Source organism: Planktothricoides sp. SR001 (assembly GCF_001276715.1).
GTDB lineage: Bacteria > Cyanobacteriota > Cyanobacteriia > Cyanobacteriales > Laspinemataceae > Planktothricoides > Planktothricoides raciborskii.
Map to the genome: position 1 here is coordinate 84,332 of NZ_LIUQ01000024.1, position 12,438 is coordinate 96,769.

Sequence of the window (12,438 nt, forward strand, 5' to 3'; positions counted from 1 at the left end):
CAGCCATGACTCGCAAAGGTCAATCGATCACCTTGTCAATTTCTGCCAGAGATAAAGCCAAATTAGAAGAATTAGCCGTAGAACTAGGGAAAACCTGGGGCGATCGCCCGAATATTTCTAAACTGGTAGCAGCGATCGCCCGTCGCGAACTCCTAGTAAAACGCAATAATGACTGGGAAACCAGCCGCATTGATGCCTTAGAACAAGCCATGAACGCCCTAACGGACAATGGCAAAATATTAGAAGCCCAAGAAATTGCCCGTTTACTATTAGAACGTAGCGAACTTTCTATCCCCTTGCGGCGAAAAATCGAAAATTTTCAAAACTCTCCACCCCCTGCTTGGCGAGTTACTTTAGATCGCTATATTACTCGCCAACAACCCTTTCAACTTTCCTACCAAGATGCCACGGGACGACCCTGGACTTTTACGGTCAGACACGCCCGCATTACCCTCCATGAAAAACGCCAACATCTTGATTGCTGGTGTGAAGAAACAGAGGGCAATTTAGACTTACCAGAATTACATCATAACTGGTCTTTACGCTTAGACCGAATTCCCGAAGCGGGCATTACGCCTATTGCGGGGAAATGGCAGCCGAATTTGGATGAAATTGAGGTAGAAATGCACTTATTTGGCTGGTTTGCTTTTAGCTATGAAGGCACCCAAAGCGATATCGAAACGGAATTAATTAATCCCAAGCCACCAGTTAAACGAGTAATTAGAAGAATCTATAATACTTACTGGTTTATCCGAGAAATTCTTAGTTTAGGCAGCAATTGTTTACTGATTGCTCCAGAAAATTTAATCGCTAAAATAAAAAAAGAAAGCATGAATTTGTATCAATTATATAATCTTCACAATCATCGTGAACATGATTTTGAAGATTAACCCTTCAACCGCGATATTTGACCAAAAACCCACAACCCATAAATGTAAAAAAAGTCAGGGTATTTCCAAGATTTAACTCATCAAGACTGAACAGAATTTGTCATTGGTTATTTGTAGGCAAATTAGACAAGAATGCTTTCCCAAGCTAAAAAGCCCCCCTTTTTCAAGGGGGGTTGGGGGGGATCGATCCGTCCTGTATGCCCTCTTGTCTATTATTTATGGGCAAGTTGTTCCCTTGACCAAATAACTTTCCAACAAATAACAAATAACCAACAAATTAAGTTTCAACATATCGGGCGCCATTTCATTGACAGAAGTCCTGATTCTTTTCCACCCTCAACCCCAGTGTTAGGATGGGTTTAACTGAATTTTTATCGTCAAATGAAGTACCTGAATTGTGTTTAAGACCATAGTTCTGAGATGAATGTGAGATGAATGTGAGATTAATTAGTAGAGATTGATAAGCTGCCAAACTCAAACAGACTGAGGCACCACCGTTTTCTGAGACAGAGGTTCTCAGTCCGGGAAAAAGCGTAATTGCGGAAAAGAAACCCTAAATCCTGTTCCATACCAATTAAGATGATTAACCCATTAATTGTCAGAGGATAAAAATAAAACTTGTAGGGGTATATTGCATACGCTCCTACAAGCCACAACAATTGTCGTTATTAGTGATTGGTAATCTATGGGTCAACCGCCGTTGACCCATAGACAGGAATAACCAGTAACATATAACGAGTCACAATTCCCCTGGGACGAAAATTACGACCTTCGGCTGATATAGGAGAAAACATTATGACGGCTGCTTTGAGAAAAATTGATTCGCCTCAACCACGCAGATATCGGCAACGAGTATCGGCACAAAATTCCCGCAGTAAGGTGACATATCTGCCATTAGTTTCACCGGCAGAATTCTTGAACCCATCAGAGAGGTTTCAGGGTCGTCGCGTACCCACAAAGCCCTCATTAGCTAATAGTGAGACTCCAGGTGAGACTCTAGGGTCAATCACAGGGGAGAATTTGAAGGGAAAGATTGCTATGGGGAATCCCTGGGCGAAACCGATCTGGCTGCGATCGCTTCTAAGGATGAAGACCGGGACGGCGATCGCTATGTTGATCCTCGTAAGTGCAGTGGTCGGACTATACAGCAAAGTCGTTTACACCAAACAACATTGGGGTCAAGAGTACCGCAAACTAGAACGGCTGCAAAAGGAAGAACGGCAAGTGACAATTTTCAATGAAGCGTTGAAAAATGACATTGCCCAAACCGCGAAAAAAGGCGGAACTGGCTTAGTCCCTCCCAATGGCAGCCAAATGATTGTGCTAGAACCTAGCCCAGTACGTCCCTGGCAAGAAACTGCTTTGGCACAACCAGAGAATTTTCAAAGCGGACAACCTTTGGGCTATTAGGAAATAAATCTCTGGCTAACTTAAAACAGCCGGGGATTTATAACTATAAATGGACAGTGAATAGTGAATAGTGAATAGTGGATGCTAGATAGTAGGCAACAAATAGTAAATAGTAAATAATAAATAGTGAATAGTGAATAGTGAATAGTGGACAATTTTCTACTCATTTATTATAGACTTTCTGATAAAGGCACTTATTTTTCTCTGTCCCGAACCGCTTCAGGCGGGAATCCACAGAGCTAATACACCTCACAAAAGTTAAAATATATCAATTATTCATTATAATGTTTCATTGATATTTATATATTTTAGTTAGATATTTTTTAAAATATTATTTGGTTAAATTTATGGACAAAAATAAAGATTCAAAAAACAGAAAAAAAGTTCAAAAAAAAAATATTACATATTTTAATAATCGAGTCAATAGACAACAAAAATATTCGGATTATACCACAGGCTCAAAAATAGCAAAAAATAGCAAAAATTCTAGGTATAAAAATATAATAATCTCATTAATCTCGTCAATGAGATTAGTATTAAATTTATTCAAAAAAACGTTCAAATACTCCGCAAATTATCACCGCCACCCAATTAATCGCCATTCACAAAGGAATCGGGGCAATGCCGCCCGCCCGCGATCGCCACATCGCCGACAGTATCGGCAAAACTTGGCTAATTCCCGCGTCCGCCTATTTATAGTCTGGGGCATTTTGCTGGCGGGGATGTTCGGTTTAATTCTCAAATTATATTTACTGCAAATCGTGCAAGCAGCGGATTTGCGGACGACAGCCCAGGAGCAACAATCTGTCAAAATTGAACCATTTGTCCCACGGCGAAAAATCTTGGATCGAAATGGCAACGTGATTGCCCTAGATCAACCGGCTTATCGTTTATTTGCTCACCCGGGATTATTTCAAGAATCTAAAACTGAAATTGCCGAAAAATTAGCCCCAATTTTGGAGCGATCGCCTGCCGAATTGTCCAATGAATTTAACCAAAAAGAAACCGGCATTTTAGTTAAAGATGACCTCACAGAAGTGGAGGCAAAGAAAATCAAACAGCTATTTTTAGATGGACTAGAACTTAGTCAATATCAGCGGCGGTTTTATCCCCAAGAAAAACTATTTGCCGATGTCTTGGGCTATGTGGATTTAGAAGGGAAAGGCCAAGCCGGGGTAGAATATAGTCAAGAAAAACTATTAGATCGCTCCTTGTCCCGACAGACCCTCACCCGTTCTGGGGAAGCGTGGATTGCGGATCTCGTCCCCGACAATTTCCTGAAACTGGATGATTTAACGATCGAACTAACCTTAGATAGTCGCCTGCAACGAGCGGTTCGGGAAGCTTTGGACAAAAAAATTAAAGAAACCAAAGCCAAACGGGGGACAGTAATTGTCATGGATGCGGTTGATGGATCTTTGCTCTCTCTCGTGTGCGAACCAACTTACGATCCGAATCATTATTATAAATTTGCTCCAGAATTGTATAAAAACTGGGCAATCACCGATTTATATGAACCGGGATCGACTTTTAAACCAATTGCCGTCGCGATCGCCCTAGAAGCGGGTGTAATTAAACCCGACAGTGTGTTCTACGACGAAGGACGAATCTATGTCGATGGCTGGCCGATTTCCAATGCTGACTATAATTACTCAGGGGGGAGAGGCACGATCGATATTAAAGAAATCTTGAAATATTCCAGTAATGTCGGCATGGTTCATATTGTGTCGCAGATGCGCCCCCGTGCCTTCTACCAGTGGTTAAAACGCTTAGGACTAGGAGAAACCGTCACCGTTGACCTGCCCTTTGAAACCCCCAGCGACATCAGACCGGACTGGGAATTTATCGCCTCCCCGGTTCACCCAGCTACCACCGCCTTTGGTCAAGGGTTTGCCCTAGCGCCCATCCATCTAGCCCGATTACACGCCGCCTTAGCCAACGGGGGCTACTTAATCACCCCCCATGTCGTCCAAGGACTTTACGACAGTCAAGGCAACGCCAAATGGACATTAGACTTGCCCGAACCGCAGCAAATTTTTTCCGCTGATACGGCGGCCAGCGTAGTGAAAATGATGGAAAGTGTCATTCACGACGAAGATGGCACCGGCAAACAAGCGGAAATTGCCAATTATCGCATTGCGGGCAAAACTGGCACCTCACAAAAAGTCACTGCGGATAGTGGGGGTTATTCAAATTACGCTAGAATCACCAGTTTTGTGGGCATTTTGCCAGCGGAAAATCCTCGCTATGTCGTCCTCGCGGTGATCGATGAACCAGAAGGTGGCTTTGGCGGAACCGTAGCCGCCCCAGTGGTGCGATCGGTCATGGAAGCCCTGATCGGCATTGAAGGAATTCCTCCTGCAACAAAATAAACCCGATCGACTGATAGATGGCCTTCTTAGGGGCGAACGGCCGTTCGCCCCTACAATTTCTCTCCAAATTGCCCCTCTAGCAGCCGCTTGCCCATGCCTACAAAAAACAACCGACATGACACCTAAAAACAAGGGCGGTCATGTCGGTTTGACGTTTCCATCGGATGATGGTTTATGTTCTGAATAATTCAGTGTGATTTTTTCACTCTGAGTCTCACCGACTCCGCATGAGAAGGTAAACCTTCGGCAGTCGCAAGCAGGTCAATGGCGCTGGCTACTTTTTGCAAAGCCTGTGGGCTATACTGAATTAAACTGGAACTTTTCATAAAAGTTTCCACCCCCAAGGGGGAAGCATAACGAGCCGCCCCGGAAGTTGGTAAGGTGTGATTTGGTCCAGCTAAATAGTCTCCCACCGCTTCCGGGGTGGAATTCCCCAGAAAAATTGCCCCCGCATGGCGAATGTGGGGCAGTAAATCCCACGGTTGAGCCACTTCGAGTTCCAAGTGTTCTGGAGCAAATTGATTTGAGAGTTCAGCGGCAATTTCCAGGGACTCTACGACGATCGCCAAACCATAATGAGCGATCGCCTTTTCCGTTAGAGTCCGGCGCGGATGTTCTGCCAACTGGCGATCGACTTCCATTGCCACCTGTTTGGCCAAAATTTCATCGGTCGTAATCAAAATCGCCGCTGCCATCGGATCGTGTTCCGCTTGGGCCAATAAATCGGCGGCCAAATGAGCGGGGTTAGCAAGGCTGTCTGCAATAATCAGCACTTCCGAAGGCCCAGCCAAGGAATCGATCCCCACCGTGCCATAGACTAGCTTTTTCGCCAACGTTACATAGATATTCCCCGGTCCTGTAATCACATCCACTTTAGGAATGGTTTCCGTCCCATAAGCCATCGCCGCGATCGCTTGCGCCCCGCCAACCCGATAGATTTCCGTAACCCCGGCTTCTTGGGCAGCCACCAACACCGCAGGAGCGATCCCTTGTGCTAGGCCTGGTGGAGTACAAATAATAATTCTTGGCACCCCAGCCACTTTGGCTGGAATAGCATTCATCAGCACTGTACTCGGATACGCCGCACGACCCCCAGGGATATAAAGACCCGCCCGGTCTACCGGGGTGTAACGTTTACCCAGAACCACTTCATCTTCGGCAAATTGTACCCAGGACTTTGGGGTACGCTCGCGATGAAATGCTTCGATTTTTTGCCGAGCCAAGCGAATGGCGTCTAGTAAGTCCTTATTAACCTGCTGATAAGCAGCATCCAGGTCAGATCCGCTTACTCGCAGGGAGTCAACATTTAAAGAAAGACCATCAAACTGAGCAGTATAATTTAGGAGTGCCTGGTCACCTTCGTGCCTCACGGTCTGAAGGACATCTCTGACCATTGATTCTTTTTGAACCACTTGGTCATCGTGGGTGCGTTCGCAGATCCGTGCGATTTCTGCGACTGCGTAGGTTCGCTGAGTAATGATTCGCAGCATGGGGTTTGGAAGTTATCAAAAGTATGCGCCCATACGAGAACTCGTCTGGCATGACTCAGAGGGGCCGATCCCATGATGCTTATTTAGATTAAATAAGATAGGACTTGCGTTTTTATCCCTCTGACTAGCAAGTAAAAATGAGTGGCTCGCCTCGGGGGGAGCGAAGCATAAGCGGACAAGGTTACTCGTTATCTGCGAGAAATAAAAGCGCTTATGCTATCGCCCCTACCTGTATCTAGCTTAACGTGGAATCTTGTTTACTGACTTGCCTTTTCTATAATCTTGACCCAGGGGAGGCCAATTTCTCTGGATCCTCAGAGAAACTTGCTGCTAGGGGCGACGAATAGAGGCGACGAGTTGATTCTTCCGAGGCTCATCCTCAAGTATCAAAGAGGCTGACCCAGGGTTCACTCAAGGTTAAAATCACCCCTGAAGTAACGGAGCGATCGCGATCGCCGATGTATTCCCGTGACTTCGCCGCCATCGATCAAGAAATTAGGACTCCAAATTTGTAAATCAGCCGACTTCAATGCTACAATGTGGAGTCTAGTATTTTGTATGTCTTTGAAGCGTAAAGAGTTTTATTAGAATCTGCTGTGGCCAATATTAAGTCTGCTGAAAAACGTATCCAAATCAACGAGCGCAACCGTTTGCGCAACAAATCCTATAAGTCGGCGGTCAAGACCCTGATCAAGAAATGCCTCGCGCAAATCAGCAAGTACGAAAAGAATCGTAGCCCTGAAGTGCGACAAGAAGTCAGTGAGTCGATCAGTGCCGCTTATAGCAAGATTGATAAAGCCGTGAAAACCGGGGTGATTCACCGTAATAATGGCGCTAGAAAAAAATCTCAGCTAGCAAGAGCACTCAAAAAGGTCGAAACTTTGGCGGCTGCATAAGCGTGTGTGAATTCCTCCACTGCGAACAGGGGACAGAGAAAGTCTCTGTACCCTGTCCTCTATATCGTGTATTGTAAACAAAGATAACCTTATTCTTAAAGCGACGCCAAGCAGATGCAATTGATCGATACCCACGTTCACATCAACTTTGATGTGTTCCAATCGGACATTCAGGCAGTGTGCGATCGCTGGCGTTCTGCTGGAGTGGCTCGTCTGATTCATTCATGTGTGACCCCAGATGAATTTGCCAGCATTCAAGCCTTGGCGGATCGCTTTCCCGAATTGTATTTTGCCGTAGGATTACACCCCCTAGACGCTCACGAATGGCAGTCTGACACCCAGGATCGGATTCGCTATTTAGCGGCTTCGGATCCCAAAGTAGTGGCGATCGGTGAAATGGGTCTGGATTTTTACAAAGCTCAGAACCAAGATCATCAAAAATTCGTCTTCACCAGCCAATTACAAATTGCCCAAGAACTAAATAAGCCAGTGATTATTCACTGTCGAGATGCCGCCCTAGTGATGGCAGAGCTATTGCGAGACTTTTGGGAAAGTTCCGGGTCTGTGCGAGGGGTGATGCACTGTTGGGGCGGCACCCCAGAAGAAACCCAATGGTTTTTGGACTTGGGATTGTATGTAAGCATTAGTGGCATTGTCACTTTTAAAAATGCCCATCAGGTGCAAGCCTCGGCAAAGATGATCGCCTGCGATCGCCTCCTGATCGAAACCGATTGTCCTTTTCTGGCTCCAGTTCCCAAACGGGGAAAACGGAATGAACCTGCTTACGTTCGATATGTCGCTGAAGAAGTGGCGAGACTCAGGAATGTTACTTTAGAAACTTTAGCTGAACAAACTACCAAAAATGCAGAAGAATTGTTTGGACTCCGATCGTCGGCGAGTCAAGTTCCCGATAACTGATTTTATGATAACAGCTAATTAAGACACTAATTAAACAATCGCCAACCATCAACCACCAACCATAACAGTTAGTCTTCCCCTAAGCCAGAACCTTTAAAAGTGTCTAGTTATTTGCTGGCTAAATAACCCAAAAAAGGTACTAATGAAAGAGATGCTAATGAAAGAGGAAATAGCAAAGAGGAAATAGCAAAGAGTATGGTTATGTTTATTCTCTCTCCTCTCTCCTAAGAAACTCTATCCTAAGAAACTCTCTCTCCTCTCTCCTAAGAAACTCTCTATTTGAGTTAAACGGATTTGCCAATCTGTCAATATCCGCTCATTGATTGGTAAATCTCTATAGAAGTCTACGATCGCACACCACAACCTGCACTCGAATTTACTCTTGGAACGGTTCACTAATAATGGATAATCAGACCTACAGAACACCGGCATTCACGTTACCAGATTTGGTCGAAATCCAAAGAGCCAGCTTTCGGTGGTTTCTTGAAGTGGGACTCATAGAAGAACTAGAAAGTTTTTCCCCCATTGCGGACTATACGGGCAAGCTGGAACTTCATTTTATCGGCAAAAATTATAAACTGAAGCGCCCCAAATACGATGTAGATGAAGCAAAACGCCGTGATGCCACCTACGCGGTACAAATGTATGTGCCAACTCGCTTAATTAACAAAGAAACAGGCGAGATTAAAGAGCAGGAAGTCTTCATCGGCGACCTGCCTTTAATGACTGAACGGGGCACGTTCATTATCAACGGAGCCGAACGGGTAATCGTCAATCAAATTGTGCGATCCCCTGGGGTTTACTACAAATCAGAAACCGACAAAAATGGTCGGCGCTGCTACAACGCCAGCCTGATCCCCAACCGAGGGGCATGGCTGAAATTTGAGACGGATAAAAACGATATTGTCTGGGTGCGGATTGACAAAACTCGGAAACTGTCTGCCCATATTTTACTCAAAGCTTTGGGGCTGACGGATAACGAAATATTCGACACCATGCGCCACCCAGAGTATTACCAAAAAACCATCGAAAAAGAAGGGCAATACACCGAAGATGAAGCCCTGATGGAACTCTATAAAAAGCTGCGTCCCGGTGAACCCCCCACGGTTTCTGGCGGTCAACAACTGCTCGACTCGCGCTTCTTCGACCCCAAGCGCTATGACTTGGGCAAAGTCGGTCGGTACAAGCTGAATCGCAAATTACGCCTATCCATACCCGACAGCGTGCGCGTCCTGACACCCCAGGATATTCTCACCGCGATCGACTATCTGATTAACCTGGAATTTGACGTTGGTTCTACCGATGACATCGACCACTTGGGCAACCGTCGTGTCCGCTCGGTTGGCGAACTGCTGCAAAACCAAGTCCGCGTGGGGCTGAATCGATTAGAACGGATTATCCGGGAACGGATGACCGTTTCTGACTCCGATGCCTTAACTCCTGCTTCCTTAGTCAACCCCAAACCCTTAGTCGCCGCGATTAAAGAATTCTTTGGCTCCTCCCAACTGTCGCAGTTTATGGACCAAACCAACCCTCTGGCGGAACTGACCCATAAACGGCGGCTGTCTGCCCTCGGCCCTGGCGGTTTGACTCGCGAACGGGCTGGCTTTGCCGTGCGGGATATTCACCCGTCTCACTATGGCCGGATTTGCCCCATTGAAACCCCAGAAGGACCAAACGCTGGACTGATTGGCTCCTTGGCCACCCATGCGCGGGTAAATGACTATGGCTTTATTGAAACGCCATTTTATCCAGTGAAAAATGGCCGAGTCGATCGCTCTCAAGCACCCATCTTTATGACCGCTGACGAAGAAGACGATCGCCGCGTCGCCCCAGGGGATATTCCCATTGATGAAAATGGCTATATCCAAGGGGAAACCGTACCCGTGCGCTATCGCCAAGACTTCACCACCACCACCCCGGAACAAGTGGACTATGTGGCCATTTCCCCGGTGCAAATCATCTCCGTGGCCACCTCCTTAATTCCCTTCCTAGAACATGACGACGCCAACCGCGCCCTCATGGGGTCTAATATGCAGCGCCAAGCGGTGCCCTTGCTCAAACCGGAACGCCCCCTAGTCGGCACCGGACTCGAAACCCAAGCCGCGCGGGACTCTGGCATGGTCATCGTCTCCCGCACCGATGGTATTGTTACTTATGTAGATGCGACTCAAATTCGGGTACAGCCTCTTCCTAAGATTGAAGTAAACACAGGCAAACCAAAACTAGATGAAGTTTTGGAAGCAACTTCTGAGTTACTTGGTCAAAAACTGGCTTGGATGGTGATGCAACAACTCACAATGTCCGCAGTTACTGCCAGTAGTGGAATAGCAGTATCTACTCTAACTACCATTGATCCAAAGTTGTTATCAAACATTGATACTACTTTCCCATCTTTGATGATTGATAATCTCAAAGAGCATTTACTGGGTTTAATTCCCAACAAATTTCTGAAAGAACAATTTACACAGGTAATTGATTGGCTTTTTGAGCAGATCAAAAAGTACATCAGTAATCGCATTTATGAGGTGGTTAAATCTGTTGGAAATATCTTGCCACCAGGTTTGGCTCCAGCGGAAATAGAAATTGCTTTAGCTCGTTCTTTTGCTGCCTGGATTTTGCTTCCAGCACTGAGTTCTATTGCTGGAGTTTTGAAGGATATACTTTCTACGCAAGTTTTTGACCAACTTGTAGAATTTACTTGGAAGGCTGTAGCAACTTTTCAACATGGAGGCTGGAAACTGCTTCAGCAAGTTCCTCAGCTAATCAATGACTTAGCGCAACTACTTGCATCAGTCACAGATAGCCTGATCAAAGGACAACTGCTGAAACCTGCCAATATCTCACCAATAGTTCAGCCACAATTAGCTGAGATTACCTACGAACTCCAGAAATATCAACGGTCTAACCAAGATACCTGCTTAAATCAACGGCCTCTGGTCTATGAAGGCGACCAAGTTGTGCGCGGCCAAGTGTTAGCCGATGGTTCCTCCACCGAAGGCGGCGAACTAGCTTTGGGTCAGAATATCCTCGTGGCTTATATGCCTTGGGAAGGCTACAACTACGAAGACGCCATCCTAATTAGCGAGCGCTTAGTCTATGACGATATGTACACTTCCATTCACGTGGAAAAGTACGAGATTGAAGCCCGTCAGACCAAACTCGGCCCTGAAGAAATTACCCGCGAAATTCCTAACGTCGGGGAAGATGCCCTGCGGCAACTGGACGAAGGCGGCATTATTCGCATTGGCGCTTGGGTCGAATCCGGGGATATTTTAGTGGGTAAAGTCACCCCCAAAGGTGAATCAGACCAACCCCCAGAAGAAAAACTACTGCGAGCCATCTTCGGGGAAAAAGCGCGGGATGTGCGGGATAACTCCCTGCGGGTGCCCAATGGGGAAAAAGGTCGCGTCGTCGATGTCCGGGTATTTACCCGCGAACAAGGGGACGAACTGCCCCCCGGCGCCAACATGGTGGTGCGGGTGTATGTCGCCCAAAAACGCAAGATTCAAGTGGGCGATAAAATGGCTGGACGCCACGGCAACAAAGGGATTATTTCCCGAATTTTGCCGGATGAAGATATGCCCTACTTGCCCGATGGTACCCCAGTAGATATCGTCTTAAATCCTTTGGGTGTACCATCCCGGATGAATGTCGGCCAAATCTTTGAATGCTTGCTCGGTTGGGCTGGCCAAAATCTCAACGCTCGGTTTAAAGTCGTACCATTTGATGAAATGTACGGGGCGGAAATGTCCCGGAAGACTGTGCATGGCAAATTGCAAGAAGCTGCCAGTAAAAAAGGGAAAAATTGGGTTTACGACCCGGGAAACCCAGGCAAAATGGTGGTCTATGATGGCCGCACCGGAGAACCGTTTGATCGCCCCGTCACCGTGGGCAAAGCATATATGCTCAAGCTGGTGCATTTGGTGGATGACAAGATTCACGCTCGTTCCACCGGACCTTATTCTTTGGTGACACAACAACCCCTGGGTGGCAAAGCCCAACAAGGGGGTCAACGGTTTGGAGAAATGGAAGTGTGGGCTTTGGAAGCTTTTGGGTCTGCTTATACCCTCCAAGAACTTCTGACGGTGAAATCCGATGATATGCAAGGTCGGAATGAAGCCCTGAATGCGATCGTCAAAGGTAAAGCAATTCCTCGCCCTGGCACTCCAGAATCTTTCAAAGTGTTAATGCGAGAACTGCAATCACTTTGTTTAGATGTGGCTGTGCATAAGGTTGACACATCAGATGATGGCACTTCCCGCGATGTGGAAGTCGATTTAATGGCCGATGTCAATCAGCGCCGCACCCCATCTCGTCCTACTTATGAGGCAATTTCTGCCACTTCTTTTGCGGAGGACGAGGAAGATTAAAAATTAGCTGTTGGTTGATTGTTGATTGTTGATTGTTGTTAGTTGGAAAGTTGGTGGGTAGGGATTCTTTGGTTGTTAGTTGTTAGTTG

General features: G+C 46.3%; 7 protein-coding genes. 6 read left to right on the forward strand and 1 reads right to left on the reverse strand.

Annotated features, from left to right (window positions below; translation table 11 throughout):
- The first annotated feature begins 5 nt into the window (after window positions 1-5).
- From AM228_RS15505 to AM228_RS15515, 3 genes are all read left to right on the forward strand, one after another.
- The gene (locus AM228_RS15505; RefSeq protein ID WP_054467005.1) at window positions 6-890 is read left to right on the forward strand and encodes a WYL domain-containing protein; all 885 of its coding nucleotides are present in this window, start codon (window positions 6-8) and stop codon (window positions 888-890) included.
- 795 nt (window positions 891-1,685) lie between these two features.
- A complete protein-coding gene (locus AM228_RS32790) occupies window positions 1,686-2,300 on the forward strand; it encodes a hypothetical protein (RefSeq protein WP_156331820.1) in 615 nt (204 codons plus the stop codon).
- Between the two features lie 524 nt (window positions 2,301-2,824).
- Window positions 2,825-4,672 carry a penicillin-binding protein 2 gene (locus AM228_RS15515; RefSeq protein ID WP_082348895.1) on the forward strand — a complete coding sequence of 616 codons (1,848 nt, stop codon included), beginning with the start codon at window positions 2,825-2,827 and terminating at the stop codon, window positions 4,670-4,672.
- A 188-nt stretch (window positions 4,673-4,860) separates the two neighbouring features.
- On the opposite strand, the gene hisD is transcribed toward AM228_RS15515, so the two are convergent.
- Window positions 4,861-6,162 (reverse strand): histidinol dehydrogenase, encoded by a 1,302-nt coding sequence (gene hisD / locus AM228_RS15520; protein WP_054467007.1) that lies wholly within the window; start codon window positions 6,160-6,162, stop codon window positions 4,861-4,863.
- Window positions 6,163-6,758: 596 nt separating this feature from the next.
- Between hisD and rpsT the strand changes: the two genes are divergently transcribed.
- From rpsT to AM228_RS35295, 3 genes are all read left to right on the forward strand, one after another.
- On the forward strand, window positions 6,759-7,058 hold the full coding sequence (rpsT, locus tag AM228_RS15525; protein WP_054467008.1) for a 30S ribosomal protein S20: 300 nt from the start codon (window positions 6,759-6,761) through the stop codon (window positions 7,056-7,058).
- A 114-nt stretch (window positions 7,059-7,172) separates the two neighbouring features.
- Entirely contained in the window at window positions 7,173-7,976 is an 804-nt protein-coding gene (locus AM228_RS15530) for a TatD family hydrolase (protein WP_054467009.1), read from the forward strand.
- Window positions 7,977-8,377: 401 nt separating this feature from the next.
- Window positions 8,378-12,349, forward strand: coding sequence for a hypothetical protein (locus AM228_RS35295; RefSeq protein WP_231636813.1), 3,972 nt, complete (start codon window positions 8,378-8,380; stop codon window positions 12,347-12,349).
- The last annotated feature ends 89 nt before the right edge of the window (window positions 12,350-12,438 follow it).

Excerpts from the sequence above, each read along its gene's own strand:
- hisD (WP_054467007.1), bottom strand. The coding sequence starts at position 6,162 with ATGCTGCGAATCATTACTCAGCGAACCTACGCAGTCGCAGAAATCGCA.
- AM228_RS35295 (WP_231636813.1), top strand. The coding sequence starts at position 8,378 with ATGGATAATCAGACCTACAGAACACCGGCATTCACGTTACCAGATTTG.
- AM228_RS15505 (WP_054467005.1), top strand. The coding sequence starts at position 6 with ATGACTCGCAAAGGTCAATCGATCACCTTGTCAATTTCTGCCAGAGAT.
- AM228_RS15530 (WP_054467009.1), top strand. The coding sequence starts at position 7,173 with ATGCAATTGATCGATACCCACGTTCACATCAACTTTGATGTGTTCCAA.
- AM228_RS15515 (WP_082348895.1), top strand. The coding sequence starts at position 2,825 with ATGAGATTAGTATTAAATTTATTCAAAAAAACGTTCAAATACTCCGCA.
- AM228_RS32790 (WP_156331820.1), top strand. The coding sequence starts at position 1,686 with ATGACGGCTGCTTTGAGAAAAATTGATTCGCCTCAACCACGCAGATAT.